Genomic DNA, 20,222 nt, shown 5'->3' with positions numbered 1-20,222 from the left:
CTCAGTTCCCCTGTCCTGATCCTGAGTACGTGAGCTGGAGGGTCGCGCCTTTGCAGCCGTCCTGGTTCGCGGAGGTGTCCAGCATGGCAACTTGCGGCAGCGCGCTGGAGCTGACGCCGAGATCCTTGAGCGACTTGTTCGTACCGGCGGGTACGGAGACCGGGTAAGGGCCGCTGTACTGGGTGACCGAGAAGTCGGTCGGTGTGCAGGCGAGGTTCTTGGCCACGGCGTCCGCGCTGCGGCTAACCCCTGCCACCGCCACTGAAATGTTCGTCAATGACAACGGCTTGTTGTTGGGGTTGTTGATCTGCAGGTCCAGTCCGGCCGACGTGCCGGGGGACAGGCTTCCGGGGATGCTGCCCGAGAGCGCGAACTGCTTGATGGTGGAGTCCAGCACAAGCTGCACATTCGCATACGCGTACTGCGACTTCCCGCTGGAATCCTTGCCCGTGCCTACCAGATACAGGTTGTAGCTTCCGTTTGGTGAAGCGGCCGTGGTGGCTACCTGCAGTGTGGTGGAGCTGCCGGTCACCGGATTAGGCGAGAACGATGCGGTACCGCCGGAAGGAAGCCCGCCCAGGACACTGAAGGAGACCGGGCCGGAGAAGTTGTTCCGGGTGAGCTGAAGGGTGTAGACCGCTGTGGCGCCGGGCGGGACCGAAAGGGAGTCCGGGGTGGCGGCAACTGTAATTGCCGAGGAGATCTTGTAGTTGACGGTAAGGCCGGCGGTGACGCTGCCGGAAACCTTGCCGCTGGTGCCCGTGATGGTCAGGGAGCTGGTGCCCGCGGGTGTGGTGGCAGCCGTGCTGACGTTCAACGTTGCGGTTGCGGTGCTTCCGGAGGTGAGCTTGACGGACGACGGCGTGAAGGCACCTGCTGCTCCGGCCGGCAGTCCCGCGGTGGTCAAGTTGACCACCCCGCTAAAGCCACTGGTTGAGGTAAGGGTCACGGTGTAGCTGGCCGACTGGCCTTGCTGCAGGGACTGGCTGGCAGGGGAGACCTGCACGGTGACGCCCGGCTTCGCGCTTTGAGACGCGGCGGATAGCGCCCCCGCGCTGGCCAGCATCACGGCAAGCGCGATCAGGGCCGCCTTTATGGCTTTCCGCAAGCGATGCCGCGGTTTCCTGTCCTCGTTGTGCACCCCGTGCCCCTTCCCAGTTGGTGCAAATGACGGCAAGCCGGGGGCGGATTCCCACCGCCCCCGGCCCGCTCGTTTGACTAGTGGCTGGTTACGGTCACGGTGATGGTGGCACCCTTGCAGGCGTCCTGCTTGGTCGCAGTGTCGGCGAAGGACAGCGTGCCCTTGCCCAGCCCTGCTGTAGCACCCGCAGCAATTGTCGTGGTCGTGCTTGGGACGGAGGCCGCGAACCACGACGCGTCACAGGTACCGCTTGCCGTAACAACGGCGCTGTCCAAGGTCACCGTAGTGCTTGAGGAGTTGGGGTTATATCCCGTGTAAGTGATGTCCTCGGAGGCACCAGGGGTGAGGCCGTCCGCAAAGGCTGCGGAGATCTGGATCGTGGACGTAGTGGTCCCCGAGGAGGCAGTAGCCGTTCCGCCGCCCGAACCCGTGGTGCTCCAGTAGGCGTAGGCGGCACCGCCACCGACGGCCACGAGAGCGGCGGAAGCGGCAACAGCGGCGATCTTGTTCTTCTTGGTCATCTGGCGCATGGAAAGACTCCTTGTAAGTGTGATTGAGAACCCGTTCCCCCATGAGCGGCCCCATCCAGGTGCCTTTCGGTGGATCGATGACCCAATAGTCGCGGGATGGATAGAGGCGCAACAACACGTACCGGTACCCGACTTTCCAGGCACCCGAGATTTCCGCTACTTGGATTCGCCCACAATTACTCGCCGATCGTGAGTATCCAAATCGCCAGAAACAAAGCAGCGCGCCCGGCGTTTCGCCGGACGCGCTGCAATCAGGTTGGACCTGGCTAGCCTTCGAATTTGCATGGCAAGGTCATGCTCAGCCCTCGCCCTCCGGGTTCCGCAGCCTGCGCCTGATAAGTTTCCCTGCCGCCACCAGCCCGACGACCAGGACGGCGGCGACCACCCCCACTACAATCAGCTGCCCCGGGAGCCCGGAGCCGGTGCTCGTTGCGGCGGCCGTGGGCGCTGGTGCAGCCTCGGTATTGGGGCCGCCGGCGGTGAAGCCGAACGTCCCCTCGATGGGATGGCCGTCGGAGGAGACCACGCGCCACACCACTGTGTACTTTCCTTGGGGTGCGCCCGGTTTGACCGCCTGGCTGACCTGGTTGTCGACGATCTGCACCGGCCCTTCCGCCTGGTCTGTCCCGGTGGCGTCTTCCACGCGGATGATCGAATTGATGGCGATCGGGGTGTGGTCGAACGTCAGCTCAATCGTGGCGGGAACGGCGCTGACCGTGGACCCGTTGGCGGGGTTGCTGGATTCGAGGGCGTCGTGCGCCTGTGCCGGTGCTGAAAGAGCCAACAGGAAGGCGGCGGTGGCCAACGGCAGCAGCAGCCGTGCCAGCCAGGCCGGCCGGTTGGGGGAAGGCAGGTTGTTCATGGGGGCTACTTGCCGGCGGTGCGGGTGCGGCGCCCGGCGAGGACCAGCCCCAGGGCCACTGCACCGAGCACGAAGCCTGCTGCACCCAGGACGACGCCCCACACGGACGTGGAATCACCGGAGACCTGGGACGTCTCCGAAGCAGCTGCTGCGCCCGGTGCCGCAGACGCTGTGGCGGCGGCAGCGTCGTCGTTGGCCGTGGTCACAAAGGACGGGGCCGGATGCTTGGGCTCCGGCTGCCCCTCGGCGCTCTCTTCGTCCCAGTTCACCACGTTGCCGTCCGTGTAGGTCTGGGCCGCCTTAAGGGTGACCGTGGTCCCCTCGGCAGGAAGCCTGCCCACGGACAGCGAGAACGACTGGTATTGGTTCTGGCCCAGTTGGTGGGCTTCGTCTGCGGTCCACACCACTGACGTGGGCGCCTTGGTGACCGTGGCGCCGGACACCGTGACGGGCTTGGGCAGGTCGCCGGTGATGACCTGGGCACTCCAACCCTCCACGGGCTTGACGGAGACAGAGGTGAATGGAGTGTCGGTAGGCAGCGTGACTTCGAGCTTGCTGGTCTTGGCCGTGGGGGATTCGTTCGGGACGTTGAACGTCAGGTGCGAGTAGCCGTTGGCGCCGGTGTCGTCCGGGTCCACACTGACGTGGGCGGATGCAGCGGTGGCGCCCGCGGCGATCATTCCCGCGGCGGCAGCAGCGGCGGTCAGGGTCTTGAGGGTACGGCGGAGTGAGGTTTTCAAAGCAAGCCTTCCAAAGGGTGCGCCAAAGGGGCCGCGGATGCGGCGGCGCAGAAAAAGGGGACAACGCGGTCGCCCCGGGGTGTACCTGCCTGGAGGCAGGTGGGGACGGCGCGGAGGGTCGGCGGCCGCTTAGGGTGCGGCCTGGAAGGCTGGCGGCCCGCGCAGGGCAGGCAGCCGCAGGTTCCGCCACCGGAAAGGAAGGACGACGGCGGGCGGCGCGGGAACGAGCGGCCACTCCGGAATGGCAACGGCAGCCAGGATCCGCACCAGCGGACGCAGCCACCCGGCCAGCGCCCACACGGCTGCTTCGCCCCGGGCAAGGACCAAGGCGGTGGCAAGGGTTGCCGAGGCGTGCAGGGCCAGCATCAGGGCCCCGGGCACCGCTGCATGCTCCGGCATCATGGCCACGGCCGCGGGTGATACTGGCGATGCCTCATGGACATGGGCGCCGGCAGCGGGACTGAACGTTGCCGCGACCGAGAGGGCACCGAAGGCCCAGTGGAGGACCAGCTGGCTGCAACCCAGGAGCCCGATCATCACGGGCGCAGTGATTTTGGTTTTGGAGAGCATCATGACAGGCGCCAGCACCAAAGCCAGGATTCCGGCCGCGATTGCCGGATGCGGCAGGGAACCGCCGCCCAGCACGTGGGCTCCTGCGGCCAGGACAAACATGGCTGCGGTGAAGGCGATAGCGCGGGGGAAGCGGAACGGAGCACTCATGCCACTCGCCGCCCTTCCATCCGATGTTGCCACCCATCAGTTTAGGGACAACATGGCCGCGGCAGGTAATCTCGTCCGCCGAGGTCCTGAGCGCACGTGCCGCGTCGCCCTCAATCCCTGTGCGCGGCTTTCCGTCTGTTCTTTAGGCTCCTTCGGCCAGTGCCCGGACCGAAATGCCACCTGCAGCCAGCTTGCCTGAGCACTCTGACCTGTGGAGTGTGGATTTGGGTTGCCTGGCGGCGCCATTGCTTAGCGCCGCCAGGCAACTGAGACCATCGGTTTTATCCGATGCAGGCGCGGGTTCACTGGGCCCAGTCCCCAGGTGCATCAATGCTGCGCTCCTGTCCTTCACGCATCACTCTGGAGGGAATGCCTCAAGGACCTGCCCGGATTCGGTCAAGAAGACATCAAGGTCACCTCAATTTCGGCGGGGCGAATTAAGGTGCGTGGCAGGAGGAGGCGCGTCCTTCGGGTGGTTGCCGCGTTCGGGCCTGCAGAACCACATTCTGCCTACCGCGTATCCACGTCCTCAAAAACCAGGAACGTCTGGGTGTCCAGCACGCCCGGCATGTTCTGCAGTTGGTCGAAAATGACGCGGCGCAGGTCGATGTTGTCCACAGCGCGGACCAGCAGAATCACATCGAAGTCGCCGCCCACCAGGGCGATGTGGTGCACCTCCGGGATGGCGCCCAACTGGTCGCGCAGCTCGCGCCAGGAGTCCTGCTTCAGCTTCAGCGTCACGTACGCGGAGGACTTCAACCCCGCTTTGATGGGATCCACCAGCGCCGTGAACCGGGTCAGCACCCCGTCGCCCGTCAGCCGCGCTATCCGGCTGTACGCGTGCGCGCGGGAGATATGCACGTTCTCCGCCACCTGGGTCACGGACATCCGGCCGTCCCGGGTCAGCTCCCGGATAATGCGCCGGTCAATCTCGTCCAGCGCCACCTGATCGCTGCCGGCATCCTTGCCCGCCATTGTGCCCACTCCCGCCGGTTACCCAGACCACGCTTACAAATCGTCTCTCATAGTAGGCAGATTTGAGCGCATTCCTCCGGTGGAGGCAGGTACCGGATACAAAACCGGTTGACGGCGGGCCCGCCAGCGAATAATGGGGTACCGAAGGTCGGTTTTTCGGGAGGTCAGCGGCGCGGGGTGGAAGATGCGCCGCGGGATGCGTCGGCGCGCTCTGCTGCTTCCCGGATGAAGTCGCAGTCGCTGGGGGAGAGGACAGTTTCGCCGTGCCGGTCCTGTTCCACCTGCGTTCCGGTGCTCTTCATGATCGCTGCCGCCACCGTTCGGGGAAGGATTTTGCAGCCAGGATTATCAACCAACCATTGCCGTGTTTCCGGGTCCAGTTGGTCCCACAACTTCTCGATCTCCATAGCTAACGCCCCACCCTCGTCATCGCTGTTCAGGAATTGACGCGTGGCCCGGATGTCCCGGACCCTGCGTGTCCAGATGTTCAACTTCTGCATGAATGCCTGACCGCGTAAATCGATGGAGAGGCGGAGGGAACCACGCTGTCCCCTCCGCGTCCATCCCCGCAGCAGTAACCCCCAATGGGGCAGAACCCTGTCACCTGTTGCGGAGCCTTTCCCCTGTAGCAAGCGGGAAAGCAGGGTTTTGATAAAAATACATTTTCGTCAATTCCCTGACTCAGAGTGTGCGCCTAAGGCGGGCAGAGGTCAACGAAATTCTTCAAACCAACGGACTAAGACTCGTCATCCTTGCGGGTTGTCATGAAGCAGCCTGGCGAGCCCCGCCGGTCCCGCCGCACGGCCGCGTCAGGCGTCGCGGCCGTCCTCCCCGTTGCGGAGCTCGTCAAGGGCGGCCTCCAGCAGGGTCATGTGGCAGGTCCGCGCTGTCATGATGAGCCGTCCAGCCGCTGCCTCGGTGGTGCAGCCGGTCCGCTCAGCTATCGCCTGGCACGCATCCGCGATCACCGAACGCGACACCAGTGCTGTTTCCGGTGCCGAGATCCGCCCGCCCCAGGCTGCCGTGAAGGGTTCCTCTTCCGGGATGGGGCCAAGGGAGTTAAGGGCTGCCGTTGTCCGGGCGTGAAGGAGGGACCGGGCAGCGGCGAGCAGCTCGGCGGCCTCCGGGTTCGCCAGCCGGTATACCAGGCGGCCGTCAGAGCGGGCGCAATCAATCAGTTGTTGCGCGCGCATTTGGGCCAGGTGCCGGGATAGATGCGTGGGTTTCACGCCCGTGCGCTCGCAGACCTGCGGGATGGACATCTCGCCGCGGGAGAGAAGCTCCAGGATGGTGGCGCGGACTGGGTGGGCGACAGCCTTGAACAGTTCCGCCTCAGCCGCCATCGACACTCCGGCCAAGCCACCGTCAGTGGGCTCATGCACCCGTGCCTGGCGGCTTTCAACATCAACGTCGTAGCTGTTCATGCGCCTGCGCTCCCTTCGGCTACGCATCCCATTATCCGGTGCCGCAGCTTTCCTGTCCGCGCTATTCCGAAAAAATCGCAAGTTTGATATCAGTTCCGGCTTCAGTGCCCGGCATTTTGTCCACAACCCCTGCCCGTAATCCACATCACACTTACAAATCGTCTCCCGGAACCGCCTTTTGGAAGCAGCTTCTCCACGGTTCCCGCAGGCGCTGGATACGAAACCTGCTCCAGGACAATACTGGGAACGAATAGTGGCTACCGAAGGACGGACCAATGACGATCTCCGCAGACCACACCGCGCCGCACAGCACCAGCCCGGAAGCAGCAGAAGATGCGCTGACTGAAGCTGTGAAGAAGTTCGGCATCACGGTGGAGGACTACATGCTCCCCGCCCGGCACCAAATACAGATGGTGGACCCGGACGGCCGGCTCATCCCGGAAAGTGAGCAGGGCACCCAGCCCGGCCACGAATACCCCGTGCCCGGCGATGACGAACTGCTGGCAGCGTACGAACGCCTCGTCGTCGGCCGCCGCGTCAACGACCAGAACTCCGCCCTGGTCCGGCAGGGCCGCATGGCCGTCTACCCCTCCAGCCATGGCCAGGAAGCCTGCCAGGTGGCAGCCGCTCTCTGCCTCTCCGGGAGCGACTGGATGTTCCCCACCTACCGGGACGCCGTGGCCGTGATGACCCGCGGCGTTGACCCCGTGGAGGTGATGACCATTTTCCGCGGCGACTGGCACGGCGGCTACGACCCCCTCAAGTACAAGGTGGGCATCCAGTGCACCCCCTTGACCACCCAGCTCCTGCACGCCGTGGGGGTGGCGCACGCCGCCAAGCTCCGCGGCGAGGACACCGTGGTGCTGGCCATGTGCGGCGACGGCGCCACCAGCGAAGGCGACTTCCACGAAGCCCTGAACTTCGCCGCCGTCTTCCACCTGCCCGTCATCTTCTTTGTCCAGAACAACAAGTACGCCATCTCGGTGCCGCTGGCACACCAGTCCGTGGCACCGTCGCTCGCGCACAAGGCCGTGGGCTACGGCATGGCCGGCGAACGCGTGGACGGCAACGACGTTGTGGCGCTCCTCGCCGTCCTGGACCGCGCCGTGAAACTCGCCCGTGAGGGTTCAGGCCCGCTGCTGGTCGAGGCCAACACCTACCGCATGCAGGCCCACACCAACGCCGACGACGACACCCGCTACCGGGAGAGCGCTGAAGTTGCGGAGTGGCGGGCCAAGGACCCGGTGAACCGGATGCGCACCTACCTGACGGAGCGCGGGCTCCTCGACGACTCCACGGAGGCCCGGATTGCTTCGCACGCAGAAGCGGTGGCATCCCAGCTGCGCGAAGGCCTCAGCGAGGACGTGCCCGTGGACCCGCAGGAACTCTTCCGCCACGTCTTCGCCACACCCACGCCGCAGCTGAAGGAACAGTCCGCCATGCTCGCCGACGAAATCGCCCGTGACGCAGCAACAACATCACAGGAGGCCGGCAAGTGAGCCCCACCATCACCACATCGTCCGAGGCCAACGGCAACGTTTCTGCTGCAACCGCCCGGGCCGCAGCCTCGGCCGCCGCGTCCGCCGAAGCCGCCGGCCCCCAGCCCGTCACCATGGCCAAGGCCCTCAACACCGCCCTGGCCGATGCCATGCACGCCGACTCCTCCGTCCTGGTCTTCGGCGAGGACGTGGGCATGCTGGGCGGGGTCTTCCGCATCACCGACGGCCTGACCGCCACCTTCGGCGAGCAGCGCTGCTTCGACACCCCGCTGGCCGAATCCGGCATCGTCGGCATGGCCGTGGGCATGGCCATCAACGGGATGCGCCCGGTGATCGAGATGCAGTTCGACGCGTTCGCCTACCCCGCCTTCGAACAGATCGTCAGCCACGTGGCCAAGATGCACAACCGGACGCGCGGGGCGGTCAAGCTCCCCATGGTCATCCGCATCCCGTACGGCGGCGGCATCGGGGGAGTGGAGCACCACTGCGACTCCTCCGAGTCCTACTACGCCCACACCGCCGGCCTGAAGGTCTACACCCCGGCCACTGTGGCGGACGGCTACCGGATGCTCCGCGAGGCCATCGACTCGGACGATCCCGTCGTCTTCATGGAACCGAAGAAGATGTACTGGACCAAGGACCAGGTGGACCTGGGCGAGCTGCGCCGCCTTCATGAACTTCCTGGGGAAGGTACGACGGCGGGACGCACCACCGAAGGCCGTGCCGCCGTCGCCCGTCCCGGCACAGACGCCACGCTGATCGCCTACGGCCCGTCCGTCCCCACCGCGCTCGCCGCCGCCGAAGCCGCCGCGCTGGAGGGACGTTCGCTGGAGGTCATCGACGTGCGCACCATTGTCCCGTTCGACGACGCCACGGTGTGTGAGTCGGTCCGCAAGACCGGCCGGGCGGTAGTGATCGCAGAGGCACACGGCTTCGCGTCCGTGTCCTCCGAGATCGTGGCCCGGGTCCAGGAACGCTGCTTCCACTACCTGGCCGCCCCCATCCGCCGTGTCACCGGATTCGACGTCCCCTACCCGGCACCCAAACTCGAGAAGTACTACCTGCCCGGCGTGGACCGCATCCTCGACGCCGTTGACGACCTTCAGTGGGAGAACTGACCATGAGCGAACCACGCGTGTTTTTGTTGCCCGACCTGGGCGAAGGCCTGACCGAAGCCGAGCTCGTGTCCTGGCACGTGGCCGTGGGCGACGAGATCGCTGTTGACCAGCCCATCGCCGAGGTGGAAACCGCGAAGTCCGCGGTGGAGGTGCCGTCCCCGTATGCCGGGATCGTCACCGAGCTGCACGGGCAGCCGGGCGAGACCCTGGACGTGGGGAAACCGCTGATCTCGGTGACGCCCCTCTCTACGGGTATCGCCGCGGATGATGCCGCCCCCGCGGCGGCATCATCCGCTCCTCCTGCTGCTGAGGCGGCAGCGGAGACCTACCGGGAAGAGGAAAAGGCCGGGTCCGGCAACGTGCTGATCGGCTACGGCACTCCCGGTGGACATGGCGTTGCCCGGCGTACACGCGCGCCCAAGGCTGGAACTGCGGTGGTTGAGCCTGCCCAAACTACCGAGGACGACCTCACGCTCCTGCGCACCCGCGTCCCCGGCAAACTCGGGGCCGTGATCTCGCCGCTGGTCCGGCGCATGGCCCGGGAGCACGGCGTCGACCTGGGCGACATCTCCGGATCCGGTGACAGCGGACTCATCATGCGCCGCGATGTAGAGGCGGCGCTGCGGACAGCCCCTGCGGAAGCCCCCGAAGCCAAACCGGCGGAAACCAAGCCTCTCGAAACGCCCGCGACCGCGGCACTCCGGGAAGCCCGGCCAGCCAACGGTGTGGATGCCCGCACCGGGCTTGCCATTGCCGCCCGCACCCCGGTCCGTGGAGTCCGCAAGGCCGTGGCCGCCAACATGGTGCGCAGCCGCTCCGAAATTCCCGAAGCAACCGTGTGGGTGGATGTGGATGCCACCGCCCTGCTGGAGCTGCGCGGGGGATTCAAGGCCAACGGTACCGAGGTTCCCGGCCTGCTGGCTTTCATCGCCCGCTTCGTCACGGCGGGGCTGAAGAAGTACCCGGAACTGAACACCCGGATCGAAACGGGGGAGGACGGGGCGCAGGAGATCGTGTCGTTCGACGGGATAAACCTCGGCATCGCCGCCCAGACCGACCGCGGCCTGGTGGTCCCCTCGGTCCGGGCCGCGGAGAAGCTGACCGCCCGGGAACTGGACGCGGAGATTCGGCGTCTCACCGACGTCGCACGCCAAGGCAAGGCGACCCCCACGGAACTGGGCAGCGGAACTTTCACCCTCAACAACTACGGGGTGTTCGGCGTGGACGGATCCGCGGCGATCATCAACCACCCGGAGGTGGCCATCCTCGGCGTCGGCCGGATCATCGACAAGCCGTGGGTGGTCAACGGCGAGCTGGCGGTCCGCAAGGTCACCGAGCTCACGCTCACGTTCGACCACCGCGTCTGCGACGGAGGCACAGCGGCCGGCTTCCTCCGCTTCGTGGCTGACGCCATCGAAAACCCAACGTCGCTCCTGGCGGACATTTGATCGCCGCTATCTGACGGCCGAATTCGTGGTGCCATTTCCCGGAATTCAAATTCGGAATATTGTGATAGCTACCACGTGCGACCTTTGTGGGCCTTTCCAGGGGCCACCCCTGGCAGGGGTTTTAACATGTGCCATCTGGAAACGAAACGAAGGAGATTCTGATGTTGCTTTGGATAGCGATTATCATCGCGGTTCTTTGGCTTCTGGGCCTGCTTACCAATATTGGCGGGGGGCTGATCCACATACTTTTGGTCGTGGCCGTGGTGGTCCTGATCTTCCATTTCCTTCAGGGCAGGCGCCGCGTCTGAGAGTAACTGCACTCCAAAGGCCCGGTTCTGGTGAGCCAGGACCGGGCCTTTGAGCAGGCAAGTCACAGTTCAATGGCCCACCGCAAGAGTGGCCCCGGAGAGGGGGCCGACCCTCAAATGTCAGGGAAAAATCACCTTGAAGACACCCGGGAGCCAGCTTGCACAGGAAACATATGAGACAGGGGGATCTGCTAGCCAATAGGAAAGGACCAGTCGTGAAAAGTTGTGACCGACGTATTGTCGGATCTTGCCGGGAACTCGCCTCGGGTGACGCGATCGAAGCCTTTTACGAGGACACTTTGGTTCATCGGGGCCCCGTGACGGATACCGCCCCCGATTACGGGCTGTTTTGGATTCTGGATACATTGACGGGAAGCAGGTGTCTTGTCGATATCTTCGAACTCGACATTGTCCGCATCCCTCCGCCCGCCGTCGAATCCTGGCCATGGTTCTTTTCCAGGGGTGGCCACTTATCAGCAAACGCAGCGGGAGCAACGTCCTACTGGCGCGAGGTAACCACCCCGGGCTGACAGCCCTCCACCCCGTAACTACCCAACGCGTAGCCCCCCTCCAGGCCCTGAACGGAAATATGAGTACCCACTACTCGTGACCCTCTGCCGGCTTCTACGTAGGCTGAGTCGAACAGTGGGACCAGGCTCCCGCGCAATGCCTTGGGGAAGGAGCGAAGCTCTTGAAGAGGAATCAGCGCCGTGCATGGACTTGCGCGGTCCTCGTCTTGGTGATGACGCTCTTATCGGCTGTCGCATGCGGCGACCTCAGGGGCGCTCCAGGCTCAGCGCCGCCAGTGGCCACAGAACCGCCAGTGGCCACCGAACCCCAGGGCACGCCCTCCGCCTCCGCTTCCACCCAGCCAGCCACCGACGAGCCTTCTCCAATCTCCGAATCAGCAGAGCCGCCCACAGAGGAACCTTCGCCAGCGTCAGAGCCCTTACCTGCCTCCGTGCCTTCCCGGGCCTCAGACCCCTCTGCCGCCTCGGAAGCCATGCCGGTGGGCGACCTGCCCGGTTGGCGGCAGGTCTTTGCCGAGGACTTCAGCGAGGGGGACGTAGGCCTTGGCGGATTTCCGGGCCCCGTCTACGGCACCCGATGGAGTCAGAACTATGCTGACGGCACGCCGGATACAGCTGCCCAGCAGCAACCCAAGGGCCAACGAACATCCGGTTATTACCCATCGAACGTCCTGAGCGTCCATGACGGCTTCCTGGACATGTTCCTGCACTCGGAAAACGGTGTGGCAATGGGTGCGGCTCCATCACCCAAATTTGATGGAGCCAGCCAGCGGCCCTACAACAGCCAGGTGTACGGGCGCTACTCGGTGCGCTTCAAGGCGGACGTCCTGCCGGGTTTCAAGCTGGCATGGCTGCTGTGGCCTGACAGCAAGCAGTGGCCCGAGGACGGGGAGATCGATTTTCCCGAGGGCGATCTGTCAAAGGTCATCTACGCCGCGGTGCATGGCGTCGAGAACGGCATCCACGACAATGAGGTCCTGCGTCCCAACGTACCCTTCGGGGACTGGCACACGGCCACCACCGAGTGGCGTGCGGACGGCATCGAGTTTTTCCTTGATGGAAGGTCGATCGGCGTGTCCCAGAGGTTCACACCGTTCAAGCCAATGCACTACATCCTGCAGACCGAGTCCTGCTCGCCAAAGTGTCCGTTGCCGGAAACCAGCGGCCATGTCCTGGTTGACTGGGTAGCCATCTGGACAAAGTCCTAGCCAAGTTTTTCGCAGGGGGTCTTTACGCACTGGCCGCCCGTTATTAAAGTGGGTGGGGTCATAGTCCGGATGGGCGCCGGGGGCGTCCGGGAAGGGGGAGTGCATCACCGCTGACCGTTACCTACAGACAATTGACCACTACGTTGAAGGCCCCTCCTAGGAGGGGCCTTCCCTTTGCCCGCCACGGCTTAGATGGCACGGTTCAGTTGGCCAGCTCACCCATGCGGGCCCGGAGGGAGTGCCGTTCGGCATCGTTATCGGTGAGGATCAGGGCTTCCTGGAACGCCAAGCGCGCCTCCTCGTGGCGGCCGAGCCGGGCAAGGAAACCGCCCCGGGCCGCGGCAAGGTAGGGGTACCGTGCCAGCTGCGGTTCGGCACCCAGCGCATCCAGTTCTGCCAGGCCCTCCGCATAGCCCACGGCGAAGCCCAGCGCGATGGCCCTGTTCAACTGGACCACCGGGGACGGCCACCTTTCGATGAGCAGGTCGTACAGGACCAGGATCTCCTGCCAGTCGGTGCCGGACCAGGTCCCGCTTTCATCGTGCACGGCGGCAATCGCGGCCATCAGGGCGAACCGGCCCGGTGGCCGCGAAACCAGGGCCTCCCGCAGCAGCCCCACCCCTTCCGCGATGGCACTCCGGTCCCATCGCGACCGGTCCTGGTCCTCCAGCAGGACCTGCTCCTGGTGCTCATCCAGCCGGGCATCCCTGCGCGCGTCCGTGAGCAGGATCAGGGCCAGCAGCCCGGCAACATCGGGATCCGTGGGGAGCAGAGCCCGCAGCGTCCTTGCCAACTCCAGGCCGCGTTCGGCAAGATCCCGCCGCATCAGGCCGGATCCCGACGGTGCGGTGTGCCCGGTGGTGTACACCAGGTACACGACCGACAGCACGCCGTCCACGCGTTCGTGCAGCTCGGACGCCGGCGGCACCCGGTAGGGGATGTGCGCGGCGGTGATCTTCTTTTTCGCCCGCGTGATGCGTGCCGCCATGGTGGCTTCCGGGACGAGGAATGCACGCGCAACGTCGGCGGTGGACAACCCGCACAGCAGCCTCAGCGTCAGGGCAACCTGGGCCTCAAGCGCCAGGGCGGGGTGGCAGCAGGTGAAAATCAGCCGGAGCCGGTCGTCCGGAATATCCCCGGCGTCCGGCGCGTCGACGCCGTATTCTTCCGGCTCCAGCAGCTTGGGCAGGGCCCGCTGTGCCGTGGCGGCGCGGCGGCGCATGTCCAGCGCCCGCCGTCGTGCCGTCACCGTGAGCCATGCCCCCGGATTCCTGGGGATTCCGTTCGCTCCCCATGTGGACAAAGCGCTGGCATAGGCGTCCTGCACCGCCTCTTCGGCGGCATCAATGTCACCGGCAGTACGTACCGTGGCCGCCAGCACGAACGCCCATTCGCGGCGGTGGGCGTCTGCCACCGCCGCGGCGACTTCGGAGCTGGCGGCCTGCGGCATCAGCTGACCACCCGGACGGGCCAGACCTCTACTCCGACCCCGGCGGGAACCTCCTTGGCGATCTCAAGGGCTTCATCCAGGTCGGCTGCCTCCACCAGGTAGTAGCCGCCGAGGGTCTCCTTGGACTCCGCGAACGGACCATCCGAGACCAGGAACCCGCCGGACCCATCGCGCCGGATGGATGTCACTGTCGAGGATGGCTGCAGGGCGGCGCCGTTGATCAGGTTGCTCCCGCGCCGCTGCATGAACTCCTGGTAGCTGGCGCTGATGGATTCGCCTTCGGCCTGCCGCGCCACTGCCTCGTCCTGGAAGATCAGGATCAGATACTTGGACATGTCGTGCTCCCTTCGCTGTTGGTCGAGGGCTCTTCGGTGAAGCCCCTACCCATACGACGCGCACCGGAAGCGAAAATCGACAGCTGCGAGGGGTGATTCCCTTCCATTTCCAAAGTACCCCGCAGTGGGGGCCTTGCCGCAAGGCCCCCGGGGTGCCGCATACTGGCGGTCGACTGTTTCGGTATGGAGGGGGACGGCATGTATGACGTGGCGATTGTGGGGAGCGGGCCCACGGGGTTGATGCTGGCAGGCGAGCTGCGGCTGGCGGGCGTGGACGTGGTTCTCCTGGAACGGCGGGAGTCGCAGGAGCTCGCGGGCTCACGCGGGGGCGGCATCCATGCGCGCACCCTTGAACTGCTGGACCAGCGCGGCATCGTGGACAGGTTCCTTGCCGAGGGCAAGACAATGACCGCTGCCACATTCGGCAACACCCCGCTGGACCTGGGTGGGCTCCCGACGCGCCATCCGTACACGCTGGCGCTGTTCCAGAACCACATCGAGCGGCTGCTGCTCCAGTGGGTGGAGGAGCTGGGCGTGCAGGTCCGGCGCGGAGTGGACGTCACCGGCGTGGCGGAGGACGACGGCGGCGTGGACGTTCAGCTCGCCGCCGGCGGATCCCTGCGCGCCCAGTATGTGGTGGGCGCCGACGGTGGGCGCAGTACCGTGCGGCGTTCGGCCGGCATCGCGATGATGGGCCCGGACGCGACCCGGAGCAGCCTAATCGCCGAGGTGAAGGTGGCGGGTGAGCCCGAACAGCAGGGGAAGGTGGACGCCCGCGGCATCCACGGGCTGTACCCGATGGGCGACGGTACGGTCCGCGTGGTGGTCACCGAGGCCGCGCTTGGGCCCGCCACCGAGCCCACCCTGGACGACCTGCGGCAGGCGCTGAACGATGTGTTCGGCACCGACTTCGGCGTGCACAGCCCCACCTGGCTCTCGCGGTTCACCGACGCCACCCGACAGGCCGAGTCCTACCGGAAGGGCCGGGTGCTGCTGGCCGGCGACGCGGCACACGTCCATTCACCCACCGGCGGGCTCGGGATCGGGCTGGGCGTGCAGGACGCCGTCAACCTTGGCTGGAAGCTGGGGCAGGTGGTGCGGGGCAGTTCCGGCGCGGAACTGCTGGACAGCTACCACGCGGAGCGCCACGCGGCGGGGGAGCGGGCGCTGAAGTACACCATGGCGCAGTCCCTCTTCCAGAAGGCCGACCCGCGGCAGGAGGCCCTGCGCGACCTGCTCGGCGAGGTGCTCCGAGTGGACGGGGCGGGTGTTCCCATCGCCGCACTGGTCACCGGGCTCGATGTTGCCTACGACCTGGGTCCCGGCCACCCGCTCCTGGGGCGCCGGGTGCCGGACCTGGACATCACCACCACCGAGGGTCCCGTGCGGGTCTTCGAGCTGCTGCACGAGGCACGGCCCGTGCTGCTGGACTTCGGCGGGCACGGGCTGGGTGCCCGCCTTTCCAGCAGCAGGCTCCGGCACGTTCGGGCCACGTACGACGGCGAATGGCAGCTTCCCGTGCTGGGTGCGGTGCCAGCACCCACGGCAGTCCTGGTCCGGCCCGATGGTTACGTGGCCTGGGTGGGGGACGGCTCAGGGGACGGGCTTGCCGAGGCCCTCGACAACTGGTGCGGAAAGGCTAACCCGACTCGAGAACAGCCTTGAGGCTGGCCAGCTGGTTGACCTCAGAGCGCATTGTCCGCGTAATCATGGGCGCCATGATCCGCATCAGGCCATGGGGCTGCAGGTCCAGGACGAACCGGACAGTTGTCCCGGTGGGTGCGGGTGCCAGCCGGTATTCGCCGGCCGGCCGCGCAGGTCCTGCCATAACCTGGAATCCCAGGTTCGTCGATGGTTCTGCCTTGGTGATTTCGTAGTCCCCGGCAATTGGCCGCCCGCCCGGCCCCCGAAGGGTTTGGCTGTACACAGCACCAACTGAGCCGGGGGATCCGCTTTTGAGGGCAATCTCCTGAACGCCCGTCCGCCACTTGGGGTTGTTGAGCCCGTCCGCCAGGAAAGCGTAGACGTCCTCCGGTGACCTGTTGACAGTGGTCTCGTTTTCAGCGTGGGGCATGTGGTTACTGCTTGGGACCGGCGATGTTAACCAGCCACTGGACGCCGAATTTGTCGGTGCACATGCCAAAGGCGTCACCCCAGATGGCTGTTTCCAGCGGCATTGCCACCGTGCCGCCGTCGGACAGCTTCTCCCAGTAGCCCCTGAGTTCTGCATCGTCATCGCCGCTGAGGGAGACGCTGAACGTGTTTCCGGGCTTGTAGTCCATGCGCTGCGGAGTATCCGACGCCATCAGCGTGAGCCCCGACGGGGTGTCCAGCTGTGCGTGCATGACCAACTGATCTTCCGAAGGATCCTGGCTGCCTTGGAACTCCGCGAACGTGCCGATATTCAATTCGCCGCCAAAGACGTCCTTGTAGAACTCCATGGCTTCACGGGCATTGTTTCGAAAGCTCAGGTAGGGATTGAGTTTGGTGGGCATGCGGGAAACTCCTTATTGGGCGGACACCATTGTCGGCACGCGTCATGCTAACAGGGCATCCCGCAAGCGGGAAGGGCTAGCCGGGCAGGAGTGGAAGCCTTAGTCGTCGAAGTACGCTTTCGCGGTACCAGAGCCTGAAAACCGGTCCACCAGGCTTTGCGCGAGGTCGTTGAGTTTTTGATTCCTGGTATTGGAAGCATTGCGGAGAAGCTCGAAGGCTGCTTCCTTGTTGCACTTACTTTGGGCCATGATGATCCCGCAGGCGAGGTCAATGACGGTCCTGGTGTCCATAGCCGCCTTCAGGTGCTCGGCACGCTGGTCCGCTGACACGATCCGCACGGCGAGCCGCAGCGCTTTCCCGGCCATCCCGGCGAACCTGACCCCATCAGCCACCGCCCGCTCACTGAAGTGCCCGCTGACCGGAGCAAAAAAATCCAGGACCGCCCCGGCGTCGTCATCCAATTTCATGGGGATGCCCAGGGCACTGGCGATGCCCGCCGCAGACAAGGCGCTGCGGTAATCCGGCCAGCGCCGGTCGGACGAAACATCGCCCAGGAGGACGGGGACGCCGCTTTCCAAAGCGTCCACGCACGGACCATCCCCCAGGGTCTGTTCAATCCGGTCCAGCACCATAGCCGTGCCGCTGCTGCCGCCAATGGTGGCAGTACGCTTGCGCCGGCGCAGCGTGACGGCGCATTCGATGGGCACTCCCGTGGTGCTGGTCATGGTGGCTGCCGCAATCTCGGTCAGGCCGTCCAGCATCGATTTGATGTCCTCCATGCCGGCGATCAGGTCGACAAGCTGTTCAAGGTCGTCTGCCATGTCCTGATCTACCATCTGTTCAATCTAGAAGCAGCAGCGACCAGCCACAAGGGCGTTAACGGGCTCGATGCCAGCTTCCTCCCAGCCGCCGCCCAGCGCAGTTATGGAAACGTTATATATGCTTGCTTAGTGGTTTTGACGTCAAGCAGTGGAACTATGCCAGCACAGGAACGCCCTGCAGGGCCCGAAACAGGGCTCATAGCCGGGCGCAAGCATGCCCTGGACGGGCTCCGGACCATCGCCGTGGCGGGCGTGTTCTTTTTCCATACGGCTACGGACTCGATGCCGGGCGGCTCCATTGGCGTGGACGTTTTCTTCACCCTGAGCGGCTTTATGATCACGCTGCTGATCATGAAGGAGCGGATCGCCACCGGCCGGCTGCACCTGGGCGTCTTCTACGCCAAGCGCCTGGCCCGGCTCTGGCCGGCGCTGCTGGCACTCTGTGCGGTGATCGTCGCCGTCGGATTCCTGTTCCCCGCCTCAGGCTGGGCGGGCCAGACGGAATTCGTCCTTCCCGCCGCCGCCTACGTGATGAACCTGGCGCACTTTGGCATGTTCGGCGAATCCATCGCCGGTGAAACCCTGGGCCCCACCTGGACGCTTGCCGTGGAGGAACAGTTCTACCTGGTGTGGCCACTGCTCCTGCTGCTGATGCTCCGCTTCTGGAAGGTCCGCACCGCAGCCTTGGCCACCGTGGCCCTGGCCGCAGTTTTCGTGCTGAACCGGTTCCTGCTGGTCAACGCGGGCGAGCCGCTGGACCGCATCTACAACGGGCCGGACACCCGGGCGGACGAACTGCTGACCGGCTGCGCGCTCGCCCTGCTGTTCACCGCCATGCGGAACGGTTCGCGGCTGCACCTCGCCCTGGCAGCCGCCGCCCGATGGGCCGCCCCGCTGGCCGGCATCGCCTTGGTGGCGGCGCTGTTCCTGCTGAAGGAACCGGACACTCCCGGCGACTGGTTCAGCATGTTCTGGACGCTGGGACCTGCGGCGCTCGCGTTGTTGTCCGCGGTGCTGATCGGCTCCCTGGTCCTCCAACCGGCCGGCTTCCTGTCGCGGATCCTCAGCCACCCCTGGCTGGCCCGCCCCGGCCGCGACCTCTCCTACGGTATGTACCTCTGGCACCTGCCGGTCTACCTGCTGCTGATGCCCCTGATCCCGGCGCTGCCGCTGCGCATCGCGCTGACCGCAGCCCTCACGGTACTGCTGGCCTACGCGTCCTTCCGCTGTGTTGAGCGTCCACTCCGGCGCTGGGCGAACAAGAGGCTGGAGCCCGGCGTCGTGCGTTCGGCCCCCGTGCTCTCCGCGCCCCAGGATGCCACCGCCGCACGCTCCGTTTCCAAGCAGTTGGCGCCGGAGCCCGAGCCTGCGGGCCAGTTGATCAACTGACGCAGCTGCAGCGTTAGCCCTGCCGGAGGCCGGGCATGCCCAGGGGTTGCGGCTCGGCATTGCTGGAGCAGTCCGGGCAGCACGCGGTGTTTTCGGCTTCGTCTGCCTGCGCGTGCGGAACGGCGCAGCAGGCTTCCCCGCGCCAGGCGTTGATACCTTCCCGGACGGCAATGCCGGCGATCACCAGCGCTGCGCCCGCGTCAGCCCACCACCAGCCAAGGGTGCTGTTCAGGACCAGGCCCACCAGCAGGACCGCGGAGAGATAGGTGCACAGCAGGGTCTGCTTGGAATCGGCCACCGCTGTCCGTGACCCGAGTTCCCGCCCGGCCCGTCGCTGGGCCCAGGACAGGACGGGCATGACGGCCAGGCTCACCGCAGCGATCACGATGCCGGGCACTGAATGCCGGGCTTCTCCCGCACCCGCCAGGGAACGGATGGAATCCACTGTCACGAAGGCGGCCAGGGCGAAGAACGAGACGGCGATGATCCGCAGGGTCAGGTGCTCGCGCCGCTCCGGGTCCTTGCCGGAGAACTGCCAGGACAGCGCCAGTGCGGAGGCCACCTCGATCACGGAATCCAGCCCGAAGCCGATCAGGGCGGAGGAATCGGCCACGCCGCCGGCCCAGAGCGCGACGACGGCCTCGACGATGTTGTAGGTGATGGTGGCGGCCGCGAAAAGCCTGATCCGCCGGCTCAACACCTTGCGGCGTTCTGGGGCGGGGAGTGGAGTGCGGCCGTCATGCGAAGCACTCCCCGTCAGGGGCGCAGCAGGCAGGGTCGACGGCGAGGACAACGTTGATCAGGTCCTTGATGGCGTGGCCGATCCGGCCGTCCGCCAGCTCATAACGGCTGCGCCGCCCGTCCGGGACCGCAACTACCAGCCCGCAGCCGCGCAAACAGGTCAGGTGGTTGGACATGCTCTGCCGGGACACCCCCAGGCTGTCCGCCAGGTCCGAGGGATAGGACGGTGCCTCCGCGAGTGCCAGCAGCACGCGGGCGCGCGTGGGGTCCGAGACGGCATAGCCGAAGCGGGCCAGGACCGGAGCGTGGGTGAGGGTCTGCATGCCTTCCAAAATACATCGCTGGCTGTATTCAGGCAAAGGTGAATTGTTGCGTCGATCCCCGCGAAGTTTCCCGGCAGGCCAACCACCCTTTTTCCTGCCCGCGGGATGGCACTTAGCGGCAGTCCTTCCGGGGAAAAACTGCTGTTAGCTGCCATCCCCCGTGA

At 65.7% G+C, this 20,222-nt stretch carries 22 protein-coding genes; 7 read left to right on the top strand and 15 right to left on the bottom strand.

Annotated elements, in window-relative coordinates; translation table 11 throughout:
• Position 1: 1 nt before the first annotated feature.
• From Q9R31_RS03445 to Q9R31_RS03410, 8 genes are all read right to left on the bottom strand, one after another.
• Entirely contained in the window at positions 2 to 1,141 is a 1,140-nt protein-coding gene (locus tag Q9R31_RS03445) for a hypothetical protein (protein ID WP_311261324.1), read from the bottom strand.
• Between the two features lie 77 nt (positions 1,142 to 1,218).
• Entirely contained in the window at positions 1,219 to 1,671 is a 453-nt protein-coding gene (locus Q9R31_RS03440; RefSeq protein WP_311261323.1) for a hypothetical protein, read from the bottom strand.
• A 298-nt stretch (positions 1,672 to 1,969) separates the two neighbouring features.
• Positions 1,970 to 2,533 (bottom strand): copper resistance protein CopC, encoded by a 564-nt coding sequence (locus Q9R31_RS03435; protein WP_311261322.1) that lies wholly within the window; start codon positions 2,531 to 2,533, stop codon positions 1,970 to 1,972.
• A gap of 5 nt (positions 2,534 to 2,538) precedes the next feature.
• Positions 2,539 to 3,273, bottom strand: a complete 735-nt coding sequence (locus Q9R31_RS03430; RefSeq protein WP_311261321.1) for a YcnI family protein — start codon at positions 3,271 to 3,273, stop codon at positions 2,539 to 2,541.
• Between the two features lie 129 nt (positions 3,274 to 3,402).
• Positions 3,403 to 3,993 carry a hypothetical protein gene (locus Q9R31_RS03425; protein WP_311261320.1) on the bottom strand — a complete coding sequence of 197 codons (591 nt, stop codon included), beginning with the start codon at positions 3,991 to 3,993 and terminating at the stop codon, positions 3,403 to 3,405.
• Between the two features lie 510 nt (positions 3,994 to 4,503).
• Positions 4,504 to 4,968: an Lrp/AsnC family transcriptional regulator gene (locus tag Q9R31_RS03420; RefSeq protein WP_311261319.1), complete on the bottom strand. Its 465-nt coding sequence runs from the start codon at positions 4,966 to 4,968 to the stop codon at positions 4,504 to 4,506.
• 164 nt (positions 4,969 to 5,132) lie between these two features.
• Positions 5,133 to 5,468 (bottom strand): hypothetical protein, encoded by a 336-nt coding sequence (locus Q9R31_RS03415; RefSeq protein ID WP_311261318.1) that lies wholly within the window; start codon positions 5,466 to 5,468, stop codon positions 5,133 to 5,135.
• Between the two features lie 309 nt (positions 5,469 to 5,777).
• Positions 5,778 to 6,392, bottom strand: a complete 615-nt coding sequence (locus Q9R31_RS03410) for a metalloregulator ArsR/SmtB family transcription factor (RefSeq protein WP_311261317.1) — start codon at positions 6,390 to 6,392, stop codon at positions 5,778 to 5,780.
• A gap of 275 nt (positions 6,393 to 6,667) precedes the next feature.
• Here Q9R31_RS03410 and pdhA point away from each other — a divergent pair, with 275 nt between their 5' ends.
• From pdhA to Q9R31_RS03385, 5 genes are all read left to right on the top strand, one after another.
• The gene (gene pdhA, locus Q9R31_RS03405) at positions 6,668 to 7,891 is read left to right on the top strand and encodes a pyruvate dehydrogenase (acetyl-transferring) E1 component subunit alpha (RefSeq protein ID WP_311261316.1); all 1,224 of its coding nucleotides are present in this window, start codon (positions 6,668 to 6,670) and stop codon (positions 7,889 to 7,891) included.
• Complete coding sequence (locus Q9R31_RS03400) at positions 7,888 to 9,009, top strand: alpha-ketoacid dehydrogenase subunit beta (protein ID WP_311261315.1); 1,122 nt, start codon at positions 7,888 to 7,890, stop codon at positions 9,007 to 9,009. Before pdhA ends, Q9R31_RS03400 begins: the two co-directional genes overlap by 4 nt.
• A gap of 2 nt (positions 9,010 to 9,011) precedes the next feature.
• Entirely contained in the window at positions 9,012 to 10,457 is a 1,446-nt protein-coding gene (locus tag Q9R31_RS03395; RefSeq protein WP_311261314.1) for a dihydrolipoamide acetyltransferase family protein, read from the top strand.
• A 161-nt stretch (positions 10,458 to 10,618) separates the two neighbouring features.
• Positions 10,619 to 10,765, top strand: a complete 147-nt coding sequence (locus Q9R31_RS03390; protein WP_311261313.1) for a lmo0937 family membrane protein — start codon at positions 10,619 to 10,621, stop codon at positions 10,763 to 10,765.
• Positions 10,766 to 11,726: 961 nt separating this feature from the next.
• Entirely contained in the window at positions 11,727 to 12,503 is a 777-nt protein-coding gene (locus Q9R31_RS03385) for a glycoside hydrolase family 16 protein (protein ID WP_311261312.1), read from the top strand.
• A gap of 202 nt (positions 12,504 to 12,705) precedes the next feature.
• Here Q9R31_RS03385 and Q9R31_RS03380 read toward each other — a convergent pair whose 3' ends face one another.
• Together Q9R31_RS03380 and Q9R31_RS03375 are read right to left on the bottom strand one after the other, a co-directional pair.
• Positions 12,706 to 13,953, bottom strand: a complete 1,248-nt coding sequence (locus tag Q9R31_RS03380; protein WP_311261311.1) for a DUF6596 domain-containing protein — start codon at positions 13,951 to 13,953, stop codon at positions 12,706 to 12,708.
• Complete coding sequence (locus Q9R31_RS03375) at positions 13,953 to 14,288, bottom strand: YciI family protein (protein ID WP_311261310.1); 336 nt, start codon at positions 14,286 to 14,288, stop codon at positions 13,953 to 13,955. Before Q9R31_RS03375 ends, Q9R31_RS03380 begins: the two co-directional genes overlap by 1 nt.
• Before the next feature lie 198 nt (positions 14,289 to 14,486).
• On the opposite strand from Q9R31_RS03375, the gene Q9R31_RS03370 reads away from it, so the two are divergent.
• Positions 14,487 to 15,953, top strand: coding sequence for an FAD-dependent monooxygenase (locus Q9R31_RS03370; protein WP_311261309.1), 1,467 nt, complete (start codon positions 14,487 to 14,489; stop codon positions 15,951 to 15,953).
• On the opposite strand, the gene Q9R31_RS03365 is transcribed toward Q9R31_RS03370, so the two are convergent.
• The 3 genes from Q9R31_RS03365 to Q9R31_RS03355 all read right to left on the bottom strand — a co-directional run bounded on the left by Q9R31_RS03365 (position 15,928) and on the right by Q9R31_RS03355 (position 17,620).
• A complete protein-coding gene (locus Q9R31_RS03365; RefSeq protein WP_311261308.1) occupies positions 15,928 to 16,362 on the bottom strand; it encodes an SRPBCC family protein in 435 nt (144 codons plus the stop codon). The genes Q9R31_RS03370 and Q9R31_RS03365 overlap by 26 nt on opposite strands.
• Positions 16,363 to 16,366: 4 nt before the next feature.
• A complete protein-coding gene (locus Q9R31_RS03360; protein ID WP_311261307.1) occupies positions 16,367 to 16,783 on the bottom strand; it encodes a VOC family protein in 417 nt (138 codons plus the stop codon).
• Positions 16,784 to 16,882: 99 nt separating this feature from the next.
• Positions 16,883 to 17,620 (bottom strand): GAF and ANTAR domain-containing protein, encoded by a 738-nt coding sequence (locus Q9R31_RS03355; protein ID WP_311261306.1) that lies wholly within the window; start codon positions 17,618 to 17,620, stop codon positions 16,883 to 16,885.
• A 141-nt stretch (positions 17,621 to 17,761) separates the two neighbouring features.
• Here Q9R31_RS03355 and Q9R31_RS03350 point away from each other — a divergent pair, with 141 nt between their 5' ends.
• Positions 17,762 to 18,994 (top strand): acyltransferase, encoded by a 1,233-nt coding sequence (locus Q9R31_RS03350; protein WP_311261305.1) that lies wholly within the window; start codon positions 17,762 to 17,764, stop codon positions 18,992 to 18,994.
• 13 nt (positions 18,995 to 19,007) lie between these two features.
• On the opposite strand, the gene Q9R31_RS03345 is transcribed toward Q9R31_RS03350, so the two are convergent.
• Together Q9R31_RS03345 and Q9R31_RS03340 are read right to left on the bottom strand one after the other, a co-directional pair.
• A complete protein-coding gene (locus Q9R31_RS03345; protein ID WP_397428189.1) occupies positions 19,008 to 19,691 on the bottom strand; it encodes a cation diffusion facilitator family transporter in 684 nt (227 codons plus the stop codon).
• Positions 19,692 to 19,731: 40 nt separating this feature from the next.
• Positions 19,732 to 20,058, bottom strand: a complete 327-nt coding sequence (locus Q9R31_RS03340; RefSeq protein WP_056329323.1) for a helix-turn-helix transcriptional regulator — start codon at positions 20,056 to 20,058, stop codon at positions 19,732 to 19,734.
• Between the last annotated feature and the right edge of the window lie 164 nt (positions 20,059 to 20,222).

This window comes from Pseudarthrobacter sp. BRE9 (genome assembly GCF_031844305.1).
GTDB lineage: Bacteria > Actinomycetota > Actinomycetes > Actinomycetales > Micrococcaceae > Arthrobacter.
Note: the sequence above shows the minus strand (reverse complement) of the source record. Positions and strands in the feature narration are given on the sequence as shown.